The organism is Anaeromusa acidaminophila DSM 3853, from assembly GCF_000374545.1.
Taxonomy (GTDB): Bacteria; Bacillota; Negativicutes; order Anaeromusales; family Anaeromusaceae; genus Anaeromusa; species Anaeromusa acidaminophila.
The window spans coordinates 30,413-46,460 of sequence record NZ_KB894591.1; the positions used below are offsets into that span (position 1 = coordinate 30,413).

Annotated in this window: 21 protein-coding genes; all 21 read left to right on the forward strand. The window is 49.3% G+C overall.

All coding sequences use genetic code 11. The annotated features are described in order from the left end of the window. Window positions 1-23: 23 nt before the first annotated feature. The 21 genes from nifU to C508_RS0108720 all read left to right on the forward strand — a co-directional run bounded on the left by nifU (window position 24) and on the right by C508_RS0108720 (window position 16,038). Window positions 24-401 (forward strand): Fe-S cluster assembly scaffold protein NifU, encoded by a 378-nt coding sequence (nifU, locus tag C508_RS0108620; protein ID WP_018703151.1) that lies wholly within the window; start codon window positions 24-26, stop codon window positions 399-401. Then, entirely contained in the window at window positions 402-1,499 is a 1,098-nt protein-coding gene (gene mnmA / locus C508_RS0108625; protein ID WP_039797139.1) for a tRNA 2-thiouridine(34) synthase MnmA, read from the forward strand. 126 nt (window positions 1,500-1,625) lie between these two features. Next, window positions 1,626-4,238, forward strand: coding sequence for an alanine--tRNA ligase (gene alaS, locus C508_RS0108630; RefSeq protein WP_018703153.1), 2,613 nt, complete (start codon window positions 1,626-1,628; stop codon window positions 4,236-4,238). 138 nt (window positions 4,239-4,376) lie between these two features. Beyond that, window positions 4,377-4,649 carry an IreB family regulatory phosphoprotein gene (locus tag C508_RS0108635; protein WP_018703154.1) on the forward strand — a complete coding sequence of 91 codons (273 nt, stop codon included), beginning with the start codon at window positions 4,377-4,379 and terminating at the stop codon, window positions 4,647-4,649. A 69-nt stretch (window positions 4,650-4,718) separates the two neighbouring features. Next, entirely contained in the window at window positions 4,719-5,141 is a 423-nt protein-coding gene (gene ruvX, locus C508_RS0108640) for a Holliday junction resolvase RuvX (protein WP_018703155.1), read from the forward strand. Between the two features lie 58 nt (window positions 5,142-5,199). After that, window positions 5,200-5,529, forward strand: coding sequence for a DUF1292 domain-containing protein (locus tag C508_RS0108645; RefSeq protein WP_018703156.1), 330 nt, complete (start codon window positions 5,200-5,202; stop codon window positions 5,527-5,529). Between the two features lie 127 nt (window positions 5,530-5,656). Next, window positions 5,657-6,664: an endolytic transglycosylase MltG gene (mltG, locus tag C508_RS0108650; protein WP_018703157.1), complete on the forward strand. Its 1,008-nt coding sequence runs from the start codon at window positions 5,657-5,659 to the stop codon at window positions 6,662-6,664. Then, complete coding sequence (locus C508_RS0108655; protein ID WP_018703158.1) at window positions 6,664-7,257, forward strand: O-methyltransferase; 594 nt, start codon at window positions 6,664-6,666, stop codon at window positions 7,255-7,257. The genes mltG and C508_RS0108655 overlap by 1 nt, the downstream gene beginning before the upstream one ends. After that, the gene (locus C508_RS0108660; protein WP_018703159.1) at window positions 7,257-8,492 is read left to right on the forward strand and encodes a peptidase U32 family protein; all 1,236 of its coding nucleotides are present in this window, start codon (window positions 7,257-7,259) and stop codon (window positions 8,490-8,492) included. Before C508_RS0108655 ends, C508_RS0108660 begins: the two co-directional genes overlap by 1 nt. A gap of 2 nt (window positions 8,493-8,494) precedes the next feature. Further along, window positions 8,495-8,716, forward strand: a complete 222-nt coding sequence (locus tag C508_RS0108665) for a DUF4911 domain-containing protein (RefSeq protein ID WP_018703160.1) — start codon at window positions 8,495-8,497, stop codon at window positions 8,714-8,716. Window positions 8,717-8,779: 63 nt separating this feature from the next. Next, a complete protein-coding gene (gene aroQ, locus C508_RS0108670) occupies window positions 8,780-9,244 on the forward strand; it encodes a type II 3-dehydroquinate dehydratase (protein ID WP_018703161.1) in 465 nt (154 codons plus the stop codon). After that, window positions 9,237-10,331 carry a M24 family metallopeptidase gene (locus C508_RS0108675; RefSeq protein WP_018703162.1) on the forward strand — a complete coding sequence of 365 codons (1,095 nt, stop codon included), beginning with the start codon at window positions 9,237-9,239 and terminating at the stop codon, window positions 10,329-10,331. Before aroQ ends, C508_RS0108675 begins: the two co-directional genes overlap by 8 nt. Continuing rightward, window positions 10,328-10,885, forward strand: coding sequence for an elongation factor P (efp, locus tag C508_RS0108680; protein WP_018703163.1), 558 nt, complete (start codon window positions 10,328-10,330; stop codon window positions 10,883-10,885). The genes C508_RS0108675 and efp overlap by 4 nt, the downstream gene beginning before the upstream one ends. A 150-nt stretch (window positions 10,886-11,035) precedes the next feature. Then, entirely contained in the window at window positions 11,036-11,431 is a 396-nt protein-coding gene (locus tag C508_RS0108685) for an Asp23/Gls24 family envelope stress response protein (protein WP_018703164.1), read from the forward strand. 15 nt (window positions 11,432-11,446) lie between these two features. Then, the gene (amaP, locus tag C508_RS0108690) at window positions 11,447-11,986 is read left to right on the forward strand and encodes an alkaline shock response membrane anchor protein AmaP (protein ID WP_018703165.1); all 540 of its coding nucleotides are present in this window, start codon (window positions 11,447-11,449) and stop codon (window positions 11,984-11,986) included. Window positions 11,987-12,005: 19 nt separating this feature from the next. Next, the gene (locus C508_RS0108695) at window positions 12,006-12,245 is read left to right on the forward strand and encodes a DUF2273 domain-containing protein (RefSeq protein ID WP_018703166.1); all 240 of its coding nucleotides are present in this window, start codon (window positions 12,006-12,008) and stop codon (window positions 12,243-12,245) included. 23 nt (window positions 12,246-12,268) lie between these two features. Further along, on the forward strand, window positions 12,269-12,682 hold the full coding sequence (gene nusB, locus C508_RS0108700) for a transcription antitermination factor NusB (protein WP_018703167.1): 414 nt from the start codon (window positions 12,269-12,271) through the stop codon (window positions 12,680-12,682). Beyond that, window positions 12,679-13,641, forward strand: a complete 963-nt coding sequence (locus C508_RS0108705) for a Kae1-like domain-containing protein (RefSeq protein WP_018703168.1) — start codon at window positions 12,679-12,681, stop codon at window positions 13,639-13,641. Before nusB ends, C508_RS0108705 begins: the two co-directional genes overlap by 4 nt. A 38-nt stretch (window positions 13,642-13,679) precedes the next feature. After that, window positions 13,680-14,888 (forward strand): exodeoxyribonuclease VII large subunit, encoded by a 1,209-nt coding sequence (xseA, locus tag C508_RS0108710; protein WP_018703169.1) that lies wholly within the window; start codon window positions 13,680-13,682, stop codon window positions 14,886-14,888. After that, window positions 14,888-15,154 (forward strand): exodeoxyribonuclease VII small subunit, encoded by a 267-nt coding sequence (xseB, locus tag C508_RS0108715; protein WP_018703170.1) that lies wholly within the window; start codon window positions 14,888-14,890, stop codon window positions 15,152-15,154. Before xseA ends, xseB begins: the two co-directional genes overlap by 1 nt. Then, window positions 15,154-16,038, forward strand: a complete 885-nt coding sequence (locus tag C508_RS0108720) for a polyprenyl synthetase family protein (protein ID WP_018703171.1) — start codon at window positions 15,154-15,156, stop codon at window positions 16,036-16,038. Before xseB ends, C508_RS0108720 begins: the two co-directional genes overlap by 1 nt. Window positions 16,039-16,048: the final 10 nt, after the last annotated feature.

The window sequence follows — 16,048 nt, forward strand, 5'->3', positions numbered from 1 at the left end:
AACCTTGAAAGGAGAATTAAATTATGTATACCGAAAAAGTAATGGATCATTTCAGCAATCCCCGCAACGTGGGTGAAATTCCTGATGCGAATGGAATCGGCGAAGTAGGCAACGCCAAATGCGGCGATATTATGCGTATTTACTTGAAAGTCAAGGATAATGTGATTGAAGACGTAAAATTTAAAACTTTCGGCTGTGGCGCGGCTATCGCTACGAGCAGCATGGTTACGGAAATGGTTATCGGCAAAACGCTGGAAGAAGCTCTGGAGATTTCTAATCAGGCAGTAGCGGAAGCTTTGGGCGGCTTGCCGCCGGCTAAAATGCACTGTTCCAATCTGGCCGCCGATGCTCTGCACGAAGCCATTAAGGATTATATGAGCAAGCAGCCAACGGAAGCGTAAATGCCAAACGCAAAGACAAAGGTGGTTGTCGCCATGAGCGGCGGTGTGGACAGTTCTCTCACCGCCGCCCTTTTAGTGCAGGAAGGGTATGAAGTGATTGGCGTCACCATGCAATTATGGACGGAAGATCTTCCTGTTGATGACCCGAATCACCGCGGATGCTGTTCCTTGTCCGAAGTGGAGGATGCGCGGCGGGTCGCCCAAACGTTGGGAATTCCCCATTATGTGATGAACTTTCGCGAAGATTTTCATCATCTGGTAGTGGAATATTTTATCCGTGAATATACGGCTGGACGTACTCCTAACCCTTGTATTGCCTGCAATCGTCACATTAAATTTGAGCGTCTTTTGACCAAAGCCGCAGCTTTGGGCGCTGATTATGTGGCCACAGGTCATTACGCGCGCGTCCGAAAGGATGAGCAAACTGGGCGGGTGCTGCTGTGCAAGGGCGTGGATACAACCAAGGATCAGTCTTATGTGTTGTATCATTTAAATCAGCAGACTTTGAGGAAATTTTTATTTCCTCTAGGCGGCATGGAAAAAACCAAAACTAGGGAATTGGCGCGGCAGTTTAACCTGGTAGTGGCGAATAAGCCGGAAAGCCAGGAAATCTGCTTTATTCCGGACGATGATTATAAGCGCTTCTTGCGTGAGCATGCGCCGCAGTCGCTGCAACCCGGAGATATTGTAACGCAAGACGGTCAAGTTTTGGGACGCCACGAGGGTTTGCCGTTTTATACAATCGGCCAGCGCAAAGGCCTGGGAATTGCTGCGGCTCAGCCGTTGTATGTAGTGGAAATTGATGCAGTAAATAATCGTATTGTCGTCGGTTCCCACGAGGCAGTATATGCTTCGGAATTGCTAGCGGATGATTTAAACTGGATTGCCATAGACAGTCTTAACGAGCCACTACAGGTGCATGCAAAAATTCGTTACGCCGCGCACGAAGCGCCGGCGCTTGTTTTCCCGGAAGCCAATGGTATGGTGCGTGTGAAGTTTGAACAACCGCAGCGCGCGATTACTCCCGGGCAATCGGTCGTTTTTTACCATGACGAAAAAGTGGTCGGCGGCGGCGTTATCCGCAAAGTCTGTTTATAATGGTCATTTCAAGGGATTGTACAAAGGGAAGGCGGCTGTCGAGCCGACCTTCCCTTTGACACGTCTTGGCTAGTCGGGTATAATTTTTAAGAATAAGCCATCTGTAATGAGCGGAGGATGAAGTACGTGAAATCTATGACAGGTAATGAAATTCGCACACGTTTTCTGGAGTTTTTTAAATCAAAAGAGCATCTGGTAATGCCCAGCGCTCCCTTGATTCCTCATGATGATCCTACGTTGTTGCTAGTAGGAGCCGGAATGGCGCCTTTTAAGCCATTTTTTACCGGTAAGATTAAGCCCCCGCACACACGCATCACCAGCAGCCAAAAATGCGTTCGTACCGGTGATATCGAAAATGTAGGCCGTACGGCGCGACACCAGACTTTTTTTGAAATGCTGGGAAATTTTTCTTTTGGTGATTATTTTAAAAGAGAAGCCATTGCCTGGGCGTGGGAGTTCTTAACCAAAGAATTGGAGCTTCCGGTTGATCGTCTATGGATTACCATCCATACGGAAGATAATGAAGCCTATGACATCTGGCATGACGAAATTGGCATTTCCCCGGAGCGCATTGTACGCATGGCTGATAACTTCTGGGAAATCGGCCCCGGACCCTGCGGTCCTTGCTCGGAGATACATATCGATTTAGGGGAAGAGCGCGGCTGTGGTCCTGAGTGCAAGCTAGGCTGCGACTGCGATCGATTTTTGGAAATCTGGAACCTCGTTTTCACCCAATATGACCGGGATGACGAAGGCAACTATCAGCCTTTGGCGAAAAAGAACATTGATACAGGCGCTGGCCTAGAGCGGTTGGCATCGGTACTGCAAGGCAAACCTTCCAATTTTGAGACCGATTTGCTGTTTCCCTTGATTGCGCATATGTCTACCCTTTCCGGTGTTGCCTATGGCGTCGATAAAAAGAATGACATTTCCCTCAAAGTCATCGCCGATCATGCTCGCAGCATGGTAGTCATGATTAACGACGGCGTATTGCCTTCTAACGAAGGACGCGGCTATGTGTTGCGTCGTATTTTGCGCCGCGCTCTGCGTCATGGTCGTTTATTGGGCGTAAAGAAAGCATTTTTAGCCGACTGCGTAGATGTAGCTGCCAATATTTTCACTACGGCGTATCCGGAACTCTTGGAAAAAGCTGACTATATCCGCAAGGTGGTAAGTCAAGAAGAAAGCCGCTTTCAGACTACCCTTATTACCGGTGAAGAACTCTTGTCCCAAGAAGTGGCGGCATTGCGCGCCAAAGGGCAAAGCCAACTGCCCGGCGAAACGGCTTTTCGTTTATATGATACCTATGGCTTCCCTTGGGAACTTACGGAAGAAATGTTGTTTGACGAAGGTATGACTCTTGATAAGGCTGGCTTTGATGCTGCCATGGAAGAGCAGCGCTTGCGCGCTCGCGCAGCGCGGCATGAAAACGAACGTACTTTTGTTTTGGAATTGACCGGCTTGCAAACCGAGGGCCTGCGCTTGGATGCCGCTGCCCAACAAGGTCGTATTCTGCGTATCTGGAAAGAAGGCGTAGTGGTTGAAGAAGCCGGTGACGGAGAAGAAGTAGCCGTATTGCTGGATGTTACTCCTTTTTATGCGGAAGGAGGCGGCCAAATTGGCGACAGCGGCCGTTTGGAAACTGCTTTAGGCAAAATGGAAGTGCAAACTGCAAAGAAATTAGCCAATGGCGCGGTTTACCATCAAGGACTTGTGCAAGAAGGCATGCTGCGCACCGGCGAAACCGTAGCCATTCATCTGGATGCAGCGAAACACCAAGATATCGCCCGCAACCATACGGCAACCCATTTGCTGCATCATGCGCTGCGCAAGGTTCTAGGCGAACATGTACATCAAGCAGGCTCGCTAGTGGAAGCGGACCGACTTCGTTTTGACTTTTCTCATTTTGCGGCGGTTACGCCGGAAGAATTGACTGCAGTAGAAGCGCTTGTCAATGAAGCCATCTTGGAAAACCGCTCTGTTTCTTGCTTGGAGACAAGTCAAGAAGTGGCCAAAGATATGGGCGCAATGGCTTTGTTCGGTGAAAAATACGGCGACGTAGTGCGTGTAGTTGTTATTGATGAAGTCAGTAAAGAACTTTGCGGCGGCAGCCATGTGAGCAATACCTCTGAAATCTCCATGTTCCAGATTGTCGGCGAAGCTAGCACTGGCGCCGGCGTACGCCGGATTGAAGCAGTGACTGGACGTGCGGCTTATGCGCGTGTACAACAGCAGCGCACCTTGCTGTTAGAAACAGCAGCTATTTTAAAAACCCAGGCGCCCGAAGAAGTTCCCGCCCGTGCGGCTCAGTTGCAGCAAGATCTAAAAACTCTGGAAAGCGAATTAGCTGACAAAGAGGCGCAGAAAGCACAGGCGCAGCTTCAAGCGCTACAGCCGGAATTGATCGGCGAGGTGGAGGCGGTTATTGCGCAGGTGGAGGCTCCGAATCAGGAACTATTGCGCTCCTTGGCCGACCAACTGCGGGATCGCATGAAGAAGGGCGTTGTCTTATTAGCCAGCGTGCAAGAAGACAAAGTCAGCCTGGTAGCGATGGCGACCAAAGAAGCGGTGGCCGCTAAAGCGCATGCAGGCAATTTGGTGAAGGAAGTAGCAAAAATCGTTGGCGGCGGCGGCGGCGGCCGTCCAGATATGGCGCAAGCTGGCGGCAAAGATCCGGCTAAATTGGCGGAAGCGCTTTTAAAAGCCAAGGAAACGTTGCGTCAGCAGCTGGGGCTGTAAAGGCCTAGGTAAAAAACTAATTCCTGAAAAAGATAGCAGGGAATGGCAATGGATCGTCGAATAGAATTATTATACTAAGTTTAAGGGGCTTGCTAGATTATAAGCAGCTCCCTAACGGCGCGAAAGGAGGATGGAACGATGTCGGATCATGAACAGAATGTATCGCAGGATACGATGATGTTTCGCGCTGGCAGCGAAGGAAATCATGTTGCCGCCCTCACCATTGCTACCGTCTGTCAGGCCTTGAAGGAAAAGGGGTACAATCCTATTAACCAATTGGTGGGGTATCTTTTATCCGGGGATCCTACGTATATTACCAGTCATCGCAACGCTCGCGCCTTAATTCGCAAGTTGGAGCGCGATGAAATTTTAGAAGAATTGGTTCGGGCCTATGTTAAGGAAATTCAATAGTCAGTATCAGGAGACAGGGAGCATGCAAAGTGCGTGGCTCCCTGCCGCTTTTTAGGAGGAAGATGTATTGTGCGCAGTATGGGCTTGGATGTAGGAGATAGAACCATAGGCGTAGCGGTGAGCGATTTATTGGCGCTAACAGCCCAAGGCGTAGAGGTCATACGGCGTACTTCTCCGCAAGCTGACTTTGCCAGACTGGCTGCTTTGTGTCAGGAATACGAAGTAGGTACCATTGTTGTAGGACTGCCTAAAAATATGAATGGAACCTTAGGGCCTCGCGGCGAGTTGGTTCAGGAATTTGCCGCTCAGCTTCAAGAGCAGCTGCCGGAAGCCAAAATTGTTTTTTGGGATGAACGTCTTTCCACCGTAGCGGCGGAAAAAGCGCTAATTGAGGCGGATGTTCGCCGCAATAAACGACGCAAAGTAATTGATAAAATGGCGGCTATCATTATCCTGCAAGGCTGGATGGATCTGCAGAGTCGCAGCGGTTGACAGTCTATGCCGTGTAAGATACAATGGCAATAGCAATAAGAAAAAGAGGTGAGCGCCCATGACAGATGAAAAGTTCAACCCTGAGGAACTAGAAGAAGATGAGGATGTTGTTGTTGTCATGACCGATGAGGAAGGCAACGAATTTTACTATCGTGAAGAATTAATCGTGGAAGTCGGCGAAAAGCGCTTTGCTGTTTTGGCACCGATTAAAGTGGATGAAGAAGGCGGCTGCACCTGTGAATGCGGTTGTGAAGACGAAGAGACGGATGTTTTCATCGCACGTATTGATGTGGACGAAAATGGCGAAGATGTCTATACCGATCCTACGGACGAGGAATTTGACGAAGTTCGCAAAGCTTATGAAGAACTGGCGGACGACGAAGAGTAGAATGCCTGAAGCAACCGGAAACGGTTGCTTTTTTTTTGTTGCTGTGTGTATAATAAAACCCGTGACAGTAAGAAACGAATTTGAGTTTGAAAAATAGAATTCTAAAGGCGGAACACGAGGTGTTGGAATGAAGGATCGACTTTGGGAAAATGGTTTTCGGGGCAAAAGTCTCTGGATTATTTTGGCGGGCATTACGGTCTTTTTTTTCACCGTGCTTATTAGCGCTTTCTTGGTGCTTCAGTCGCCCCCTTCTCGCACCGCTGATGCGGTATTGACGGTAAAGGACGGCATGAGCGCCGGTGAAATTGCTAGAGAGCTGGAAAACCAGAAGGCCATTCGCAGCATTTGGCTGTTTCAGGTACTGGCTAAGTTCAGCCGCTTGGACCACTCGCTTCAAGCTGGCGAATATGTTTTTCCTCCAGGCATGAGTGCTCGCGAAGTCGTAGCAAGACTAGCCGCAGGGGAAACGCGTTATGCCAACCTGACAATTCCCGAAGGGTATACGGTACGACAAATTGCCAAATTACTGCAAGAGCAAAAGCTTGGGAATGGTGAACGGTTTTTGCAATTAGCTCGTCTGTCCGGTCCCGCTGGCGGGGAAACTGTGCAGTTTCGGGCGGAAGGATATTTGTTTCCTGACACCTATCGCATTTCTCCGGGAATGAAAGAGGAAGATTTGATTGCCAAGATGCAGAAGGAATTTGACAAACGCTTCGGTTCCTTGCTGAAAAGCGGCAACGCAAGCGGCTTATCGCCAAACCAGGTTGTCGTGCTGGCTTCTCTGGTAGAAAAAGAAGCGCAGAGACCGGAAGAGCAGGCTATTATAGCCAGGGTTTTTTTGAACCGGCTGCAGCAAAATATGCCCCTTCAGTCTTGCGCTACAATTCAGTACTTGCTGGGCTATCCCAAGGAAGAATTAAGCTTGCAGGATACGCAAATTCCTTCGCCCTATAATACCTATTTAAATTCGGGTCTGCCGCCAGGACCTATCGCCAACCCCGGACTGGGCGCTCTCAAAGCCGCTTTGAATCCCGCCCAAACAGATTATTTATATTTTGTTGCTGATAAACAGGGCAAGCATCATTTCAGCCGGACCTATGAAGAACATTTGGCTGCTATCGAGCAGGTGCGGTAATGAGTGAATTGTTACTTGAAATGAGAAACTTTGCAGCTCAACAAGGCGTTCCAGTGCTTCGCCAAGAAGCGGAACGCCTCTTGCGTTTACTGATGGAACGCTACCAGCCGCTGCGTATTCTTGAAATTGGTACGGCTATTGGTTATTCGGCGCTGCTGATGGCGCAATTAGTTCCAAACTGCCGTATTCTCACTTTGGAAAAAGACGAAGAACGGATTCGTGACGCTCAGTGTTTTTGGGATCGCGAACCTGGCGTTAGTGAACGTATCCGCCTTTGGGAAGGCGATGCAACTGAACGGTTAAGCGCTTTGAACGAAACGTTTGATTTTGTGTTTATTGACGCTGCCAAAGGGCATTATCTAAGCTATTTGCAACAAGTACTGCCGCATTTACGGCGTGGCAGCGTTATTTTAGCTGACGATGTGTTGTTTTACGGCCAAGTATACGGCCCCTGTCCTCGGCGTATGCGCACCATTGCCAAGCGCATGCGGCAGTATTTAGAGTTTGTACAAAATACAGAGCAGTTCCAGACAACTCTTTACCCAGAAGGCGACGGTCTGGCGGTCTCAATTTATCAAGGAGCAGAAAACTAATGAAATTACCTGAGCTGCTTGCGCCTGCAGGCAATTTAGAAAAGTTAAAGACAGCCCTTCTTTTTGGCGCAGACGCGGTATATGTAGGAGGAAAAAATTTCAGTCTTCGCGCGCAAAGCGATAATTTTGACTTTGCGGCGTTGCAGGAGGGCGTGCGATACGCTCATGATCTTGGCAAAAAAGTCTATGTCGCTCTCAATGTTTTTGCCCATCAAAAAGAGTTACAGGGAATTGCGGCCTATTTACCAGAGCTGCTGGCTGCTAAGATTGATGCTGTTATTGTCGCCGATCCCGGCGTTTTTCGTTTAGTGCGCCAAGAAGCGCCAAACCTAACCGTTCATATTAGTACTCAAGCCAATACGGTTAACGCCTCTGCGGCCTGCTTTTGGCAGGAGTTGGGAGCCAAACGCGTTGTGCTAGCGCGGGAAGTGACGTATAAGGAACTTTTGGATATCCGCAGTCAGGCTGAGGTGCAATTGGAAACCTTCGTACACGGAGCGATGTGCGTATCTTATTCCGGGCGTTGTTTATTAAGCAATTATTTTACTGGCAGAGATGCCAATCGAGGCGCTTGCACACAGCCTTGCCGCTGGAAATACGCCTTACAGGAAGAAACGAGACCTGGCCAGTTTTATCCTGTAGAAGAAGACGTTCATGGAACCTATTTTATGAATTCCAAAGATTTGTGTCTGTTGCCTCACTTGCCGGCGTTGGTGACAGCTGGCGTCGACAGTTTGAAAATAGAAGGTCGCATGAAAAGTATTCATTATGTGGCTACGGTGGTGCGAGTATACCGCCAAGCGCTGGATCTTCTCAGTAGAAATCCTGAAGGCTTTACCATCTCCCAGGAATGGCTGGAGGAATTGCAGCTGGTATCTCAACGAGCCTACACGGACGGATTTTTCCAAGGTTCTGCTGCTATTGACGCTCAAATATACGCCGCAGAGAAGGAAAACGCCGCCAAAGTGTTTTGCGGTGTCGTAACCGGACACTGCGGTTCAGATTTGCTTGTGGAACAGCGCGGCCGTTTTTCTGTAGGAGATTGCTTAGAGGCGCTGCCGCCGACAGGCGAGCGGCAACAGCAACGTTTGCGCTTTTTATGGGATGCGCAAAGCGGCGCCGTCTTGGAACGGGCGCCTCATGCCCAACAACAACTGCGTTTGGCCTGGGATGAAATTCAGCTGCCGGTGGGAACGCTGCTACGGCGCATTTTACCGTCCGAAGAGGAGGCTTAAGCGTGTCAGAATCTATTGATGCAAGCATTTATTTGCGCGTACAGCCCCAAGATGTTAATTTTGTCAATCGTATTTTTGAAGGCTGTGAATATCTTGGCGTTGTTACCACTTTAGAGCCTAAAGGCGGCCTTTTAGTTATTCGGGCTACTCCGGATACTCGCCTTGAGGCCTTGGATATCTTAGCGCACCTACCTGTTCCCTGGCAGTTTGTGGAGAAAGTATAGGCAAGCAACAAGGTTTTGTGTTACAATGTCCTATGATACTTTGCGTGCAAAGGAGCTGACGACGTGCGCATACTGGTTTTGCACGGTCCTAATTTAAATCAATTAGGACGTCGGGAGCCAACGATCTACGGAACCCTGACTTTACAGGAAATCAATCGCAGAATTGAAGAAAAAGCCGCCTCCTTAGGCGCTGCGGCGCAATGTCTGCAGTTCAGCCACGAAGGGGATTTAGTAGATGCGATTCATAACGCACAGGAAACGGCGGATTTTATCATTATCAATGCCGCTGCTTACACACATTACAGCATTGCCTTGCGTGATGCGCTAGCCAGCGTGAACGTACCGGCCATCGAAGTGCATCTTTCCAACATTCATCGTCGCGAGGAAATTCGGCATCATTCCGTACTGGCAGCGGTAGTTGTCGGTCAGATTTCCGGTTTTGGGGTGCATAGCTATTTAGCGGCTGTTGAAGCGGCGCAGGGTCTTTGGTTGGAAGCTAAAGCAAAGGCAGCTGGCGATAATGAATGAAGTGCGATTGCAGCGGCTGCGCCAACATCTTTTGGCAGCCGGCCTGGATGCGATTTGGGTTAGCAATGCGCAAAACAGACGGTATTTAAGCGGTTTCAGCGGCTCGGCCGGCCTGTTGCTGCTTACAGCTGACACCCAACAGTTGTTTACTGATTTTCGGTATCAAGAGCAAGCTGCTGCTGAAGCGCCTCTTTATGAAATTTGTCTATATAAAGGTGCTGCAGCCAAAGCGCTTGCCGAAGCGATTGGCAGTAAAGGCATTCAACGTCTTGGCTTTGAAAGCAAACATTGCACCGTGGCCTCTTATAAGGAACTTCAGACGCTGCTGCCGACAGAATGCGAATTAATTGATACGGAATTAGAGCCTCTCCGATTTGTTAAAGATGAAGAGGAACTTATGGCTATTCGCGAAGCCGTCCGCATCGCTGATACGGCTTTTACACATATTCTCAGCTATTTGCGTCCAGGCTTAGAGGAACGGCAAGTAGCGGCTGAGTTGGAGCAGCGCATGCGTTGTCTGGGCTCGGAACGTCCGGCTTTTGATACCATTGTCGCCTCCGGAGTACGCGGCGCTTTGCCGCACGGAGTTGCTTCCGAAAAAAAACTGGCTGTTGGCGATTGGGTAACTATGGATTTTGGCGCTGTTTATCAGGGATATCATTCTGATATTACTCGGACCGTTTGTTTAGGGCCGGCTACTGAACAGCAAAAAGCCGCTTACGCTCTAGTTCTTGCAGCGCAAAAGGCGGGAGTTGCAGCCATTCGCCCCGGCAAATTGGGCTGCGAGGTTGATGCCGTATCCAGAGATATTTTAACCAAAGCTGGTTATGGTGAGTATTTTGGCCATGGCTTGGGGCATTCGCTGGGCCTGGCCATTCATGAAGAACCCCGATTGTCTTCTTTAAACACGCAGCAGGTGCTGCAGGAAAATATGGTGGTTACGGTGGAACCGGGTATTTATCTGCCTGGGCAGTACGGAATCCGTATTGAAGACACCGTCCGCGTTTCTGACGCAGGAGCCGTCGTTTTGACGGAAAGCGACAAGGAACTGATAGAAATCGCTTGTAAAATGGAGGATGAACCATGATTTCAACTAATGATTTTCGGACTGGCACAACAGTGGAAATTGACGGCGGCGCTTGGCAGGTCGTTGACTTTCAGCACGTAAAACCAGGAAAAGGCGCCGCCTTTGTGCGGGCCAAGCTCAAAAACCTGAAAACAGGCGCTGTTGTAGAACGCACCTTCAACGCCGGTGAAAAAATGCCTAAAGCTCATGTAGAAAACCGTCCTATGCAGTACCTGTATGAAAACGACGGCATGTACACCTTTATGGACAATGAGACCTTTGACCAAATTGAGTTGACTCGCGAGCAGTTGGGCAACGGCCTGAACTTCCTCAAGGAAAATATGAATATTGGCGTCAGCTTTTTCCAAGGAAACATCATTGGAATTGAACTTCCCAATTCGGTGGAGCTGGTTGTAGCGGAAACCGAACCTGGCATTCGTGGCGATACGGCTACAGGCGGCACCAAAATTGCTAAAATGGAAACAGGTTATAATGTCAAAGTTCCTCTGTTCATTGAAACCGGCGAAGTACTGCGTATTGATACGCGTACTGGCGACTATATCGAACGCGCTTAATTGGCGCATGGCCTCCCGCGGTGAAATGATCTTCGTTGCTGCGGGAGGTTTCCTTTTGTCCGCAGGGGCGGCGGTTTGTAAAAAGAAGTAGGGTCTGTTATAATTGAAGAAAATTTCCGATGCGCTTCATAAAAAAGGAGGCTGCTGCAGATGCAAACACGCAAAGAAAAGGGCGAGCAAAACGAAGTGGGAACCATTCGCATCGCTGATGAGGTCGTAGGAATTATTGCCGGCATGGCAGCTACGGAAATCCCCGGAGTCGCTGGCATGAGCGGTGGTTTGGTCGGTGGAATCGCCGAAATGCTGGGTAAAAAGAACTTGGCTAAAGGCGTAAAAGTGGAAGTGGGCGAAAAGGAAGCCGCCGTGGACCTGTACGTCATTATGGAATATGGAGTCAGATTGCCTGATATTGCAATTCAGGTACAGGAAAATGTGAAGCACGCCATTGAATCTATGACTGGCCTGGAAGTGGTAGAAGTGAACGTTCATGTGCAAGGCGTCGGTTTTACCGCCGAAGGACGGGATGAAGATAGTCGAGTGCGATAAAAGGGAGGAAAAGCCATGGGAATTCTTGATCGCATTTTGCTTTTGCTCTGTATAGTAACTTTTGCTTTGTTGATGCTGTCTACCGTTTTGGCAGCGTTTACTATTGTACCGTTTGAATGGCTGGATGACGCTTTGGCGCTTCTTTACGGACACTGGGAAGCGGCTGCGGTGGCAGCGATTTTTTTCCTAGCTTCTGTACGGCTTCTTTTCACAGGTATGACCAGCGGCGAGCCTCGCGATACCATGCTTTGCCAAACAGAAAACGGCCAAGTACGGGTTGCTATTTCCGCTGTACGCAGTTTAGTAGAACGTACGGCCCGCCAGATAAAAGGGGTCAAGCAAACGAAAATCCGTCTGGAAAACAGTCGACAGGGCATGAATATTTATCTGCGTATTGTTGTGCTGCCAGATTTGATTGTTCCTGAACTCACAGCCGAACTGCAGCAGCGCGTACGGAGTACCTTGCAGGAAACTTTGCTGGCAGAGGTTCATGATATCCAGGTACTCGTAGAAGAAATTGCCGCTGAAGGTAAAGTAAGGGCGCGCGTGGAATAAGGTTGGAGGAGAAGGAAACATGAACATGGAATTTGATCGGGAATGGCTGCTGGCATTCTGGCAACGTCATAACGGCAAAATAATTTGCTGTACCATCGGTCTTTTTTTTGGCGTTCTGGTTTTGGCATTGGGCTTTTTCCGGACGTTGTTTCTTTTCCTGTGCATCGGCATCGGGTTTTTTGTAGGTAAACGCCTGGATAACAAAGAGGATCTGCTAGAACTGCTGGATCGCATTTTGCCGCCAGGTTATCGAAGATAGGAAACATCCCAAAGGAGTAATATATGAGTCGACGTTTAGCGCGAGAATTGGCTATGCAAGCCTTGTATCAACTGGATTTTCAAACAGAATTAGAGCCGCTGGCGGCGCTGGAAGCAGCGGCATTTGAGCTGGAAGTTACCCCGGATGCGGTCGATTATGCCAAACGACTAGTAGAAGGCATTTGCGCACATAGTGAGCAAATTGACCAGCATTTGAGCAGCACCTCTTCGCAATGGAAACTGGAACGTATGGCGGCAGTGGATCGCAACATATCCCGTATTGCCGTATATGAACTTTTGTTTGGCGAAGAAGAAATGACGCCTGGTATCGTCATCAATGAAGCTGTAGAAATTGCCAAGAAATATGGAGATAAGGATTCTGCACGCTTTATTAATGGAGTGCTCGGTTCTCTGGCTAAAACTAAAGAATCGTCATGAAGGCTGTTTTAGGCATAGATACCAGTTGCTATACCACTTCAGCTGTTTTGTTGGGGCTGAACGGCAGCTTGTTAGCAGCATCCAGACGGCTGCTGCAGGTGCCGCAAGGGAAGCGCGGCTTGGCTCAATCGGAGATGGTATTTCAGCATGTTCGGGCTTTGCCTGAGCAGTTGGAGACTATTTGGAACCGTTTTCCGACAGGGGAATGCAGCGCGGTAGGAGCAACCTGTTGTCCGCGAGACATAGAAGGCTCGTATATGCCGGCTTTTTTGTGCGGTTATGGCAGTGCTAAAGCGGTGGCGTTGAGCCAAAAAATTCCTCTTTTTCCCCTTAGCCATCAGGCTAATCATCTTTGGGCCGGCATTTGGTCCGCAAAGATGCCCCAAGAGGTGCATGATTTTTTGGCGGTTCACGTATCTGGCGGAACGACCGACCTTTTACAAGTAAAACGCTGCGGTGCGAAACTACAAATTAGGCAATTGGGCGGCAGCGTTGATTTGCATGCAGGACAACTGCTGGATCGCCTTGGTGTAGCTTTGGGCCTGCCGTTTCCGGCAGGCCTTCATTTGGAAAAAATGGCGGCAGGGTTTCATCAGGAAGCCCCGGAAGTTCCGGTAGCGGTTCAAGGATTGCAGCTTAGTTTGTCGGGACCGGAAACGCATTTAAAGAAGCTCCGGCAAAAAGGGATAGCTTCGCCGTTGCTTGCTGCTGCTGCTGAAAACTTATTGGGAGAAACGCTTTTTCGTCTGCTTCGGCGTGCTGTGCGGCAAACCGGAGTGCGTGCTATTTTAGGCGTAGGCGGCGTCTTGGCAAATAAGCGTATTCGAGAGCATGCCTTGGACCGTTTACAAACCAAACTAGGTTGTCAGATCTATCTGCCGGAACCATGCTGGAGCGGGGATCATGCTCTTGGAGCTGCCTACCAGGCCGCGTTGGCATTGCAAGAGCAGGAGAAATAGCCAGGTTCTTTAGCCGGCTTTACGCAAAGGAGAGAACCATGGGAATTTTGACAGTCAGCGACGTGACTGCCTATGTTAAGCGTTGGATGGACAAGGACGCTCTCCTCTCTTCTGTATATGTACGGGGAGAGGTTTCCAATTTTAAGCGTCATTCCTCAGGCCACTGCTACTTTACTTTAAAGGATACCGGCGCTGTCTTGCGGGCGGTTCTTTTTCGCAGCCGCGCGCAATATCTGAAATTTGAACCGCAAAACGGCATGCAGGTTATTGTCAGCGGTCGCCTAAGCGTATTTGAAAGAGACGGACAATATCAGCTGTATGGTGATCGTATGACGCCAGACGGTATTGGCGAGCTAAGCCTTGCTTACGCGCAGTTAAAAGATAAGCTGGAACGTGAGGGATTGTTTCAAAAAGAAAAGAAACGCCCGCTACCTCTATTGCCCCGCGCGGTAGGCATCATCACATCTCCTACAGGAGCTGCCGTACGCGACATTCGTACGGTGGCCAAACGCCGCTTTGCCGGCATTCCCCTGGTGTTAGCTCCTGTCGTAGTACAAGGTCCGATCGCTGCTGGAGAAATTACGGCAGCTATTCACTTATTGGAGTCGCATCCCTTGATTGACGTGCTTATTGTCGGTCGAGGAGGCGGTTCCATTGAAGAACTATGGGCTTTTAACGAGGAAGCCGTCGTACGGGCTATTGCCGGATCATCCATTCCAGTCATTTCCGCAGTTGGCCACGAGACCGATTTCACGCTGGCTGATTTTGCAGCGGACATGAGGGCTGCAACGCCATCACAAGCGGCAGAGCTTGCTGTACCGGATCGTTTCGAATTGGAACGACGCTTACAGCAGGGGAAAATTCGTTTGCGCCAGGCTCTTGGCAATGATTTGTTGCGCCGCAGGCAGCACTTAATTCAACTTTGTAAATCTCCCGTATTTACAAAACCCGAACGGCTGTTGGCGCCGCAACGGCAAAATTTAGATCATTTGCAAGAGCGTCTTATACGAGCCGCAGCAAGGCAACACGAAGAAAAAAAACGTCAATGGCTGCTGGTGTCTCAAAAGCTGGCTCTTTTAAACCCCTTAGGCATGCTGCAGCGAGGTTACGCTTTTTTAAGCCTTGAAGATACGAAGGAACCAATTCGTTCTGTTGAGCAAGTTTGCATTGACTCTCAGATTCATGCTCGTGTACAAGACGGCGCTTTGCGCCTGCGTGTCATGGAAATAAAAAGAGGTGACAGTTGATGGCCAGAGTTAAAAAAGAAGTTCAAGAGCCTTTAAAGTTTGAAGCTGCCATGGAAAAATTGGAAGATCTGGTGGAAAAGCTGGAGCGAGGCGAGCTACCGTTGGAGGAGGCGCTGCAAAGCTATCGAGACGGTATGGAGTTGGCGGCTGTTTGCCATAAACATTTGCAGCAGGCGGAAGCATTATTGAATGATTCCGTGGTTACTCAAGAAGATGGTGTTATCAAAGCAAGTCCCTGGACAACGGCACAGGAGGATGTTGAGTAATGTGGAAAACTTATTGCAACGAACGCATCACCTTAATTGAAGAAGCGTTAAATCAGTGGATTCCTGCTCAAGATGGTCTTCTAAATGTTCTTTTTAAATCGATGCGCTACAGCCTTTTTGCTGGAGGCAAACGCCTGCGCCCTGTCTTGCTGATGGCGGCGGCAGATGCAGTGGGCGGCGAAGGCCGGAACTATCTGCGCGTAGCCTGCGCTTTAGAAATGATACATACATATTCTCTGATTCATGACGATTTGCCGGCCATGGATAATGATGACTATCGCCGGGGCAAGCTGACTAATCATAAGGTTTTCGGCGAAGGCATGGCGATTTTAGCAGGCGATGGCTTATTAACGGCAGCTTTTGAACAGATACTGCTTCAAGAAAAGGTAGATTCTGCCTGCCTAGCTCAAGTGGCAAGAGAAATTGCCGCTGCTGCCGGTCCGTCCGGCATGGTTGGAGGGCAAGCAATTGATCTGGCTGCTAGCGGCCAAGCTCAACCTTTAAATCAGGAAGAGCTGCGTTTTATGCATCGCGCAAAAACGGGAGCTTTGTTCCGCGCCGCTTTGCGCGGCGGCGGTTTATTAGCAGGCGCAACGCCGGATCAATTGGCAGCTTTAACTGTTTATGCCGAGGAATTTGGTCTGGCTTTTCAAATTACCGATGATATTTTGGATGTCACCGGAGACGAAGCTACCATTGGCAAACCTGTAGGCAGTGATGAACGCAATGAAAAAGAAACCTATGTGTCTTTGTATTCGTTGGACGGCGCCCGTCAAATGGCGGAAGAGAGCGTACATCGTGCGTTAACGGCAATCGAAATATTTGGCGCTGAAGCCGATGTATTGCGGAGCTTGGCTACATATCTTGTATCAAGGGAAAAATAGCACCATAGGT

What these genes read in the sequence shown, in the direction of transcription:
- C508_RS0108645 (WP_018703156.1), top strand. Translation starts at nt 5,200, where the DNA reads ATGACAGATGAAAAGTTCAACCCTGAGGAACTAGAAGAAGATGAGGAT.
- C508_RS0108660 (WP_018703159.1), top strand. Translation starts at nt 7,257, where the DNA reads ATGAAATTACCTGAGCTGCTTGCGCCTGCAGGCAATTTAGAAAAGTTA.
- xseB (WP_018703170.1), top strand. Translation starts at nt 14,888, where the DNA reads ATGGCCAGAGTTAAAAAAGAAGTTCAAGAGCCTTTAAAGTTTGAAGCT.
- efp (WP_018703163.1), top strand. Translation starts at nt 10,328, where the DNA reads ATGATTTCAACTAATGATTTTCGGACTGGCACAACAGTGGAAATTGAC.
- C508_RS0108685 (WP_018703164.1), top strand. Translation starts at nt 11,036, where the DNA reads ATGCAAACACGCAAAGAAAAGGGCGAGCAAAACGAAGTGGGAACCATT.
- xseA (WP_018703169.1), top strand. Translation starts at nt 13,680, where the DNA reads ATGGGAATTTTGACAGTCAGCGACGTGACTGCCTATGTTAAGCGTTGG.
- mnmA (WP_039797139.1), top strand. Translation starts at nt 402, where the DNA reads ATGCCAAACGCAAAGACAAAGGTGGTTGTCGCCATGAGCGGCGGTGTG.
- C508_RS0108705 (WP_018703168.1), top strand. Translation starts at nt 12,679, where the DNA reads ATGAAGGCTGTTTTAGGCATAGATACCAGTTGCTATACCACTTCAGCT.
- C508_RS0108675 (WP_018703162.1), top strand. Translation starts at nt 9,237, where the DNA reads ATGAATGAAGTGCGATTGCAGCGGCTGCGCCAACATCTTTTGGCAGCC.
- nifU (WP_018703151.1), top strand. Translation starts at nt 24, where the DNA reads ATGTATACCGAAAAAGTAATGGATCATTTCAGCAATCCCCGCAACGTG.
- C508_RS0108635 (WP_018703154.1), top strand. Translation starts at nt 4,377, where the DNA reads ATGTCGGATCATGAACAGAATGTATCGCAGGATACGATGATGTTTCGC.
- nusB (WP_018703167.1), top strand. Translation starts at nt 12,269, where the DNA reads ATGAGTCGACGTTTAGCGCGAGAATTGGCTATGCAAGCCTTGTATCAA.
- C508_RS0108655 (WP_018703158.1), top strand. Translation starts at nt 6,664, where the DNA reads ATGAGTGAATTGTTACTTGAAATGAGAAACTTTGCAGCTCAACAAGGC.
- mltG (WP_018703157.1), top strand. Translation starts at nt 5,657, where the DNA reads ATGAAGGATCGACTTTGGGAAAATGGTTTTCGGGGCAAAAGTCTCTGG.
- C508_RS0108695 (WP_018703166.1), top strand. Translation starts at nt 12,006, where the DNA reads ATGAACATGGAATTTGATCGGGAATGGCTGCTGGCATTCTGGCAACGT.
- amaP (WP_018703165.1), top strand. Translation starts at nt 11,447, where the DNA reads ATGGGAATTCTTGATCGCATTTTGCTTTTGCTCTGTATAGTAACTTTT.
- C508_RS0108720 (WP_018703171.1), top strand. Translation starts at nt 15,154, where the DNA reads ATGTGGAAAACTTATTGCAACGAACGCATCACCTTAATTGAAGAAGCG.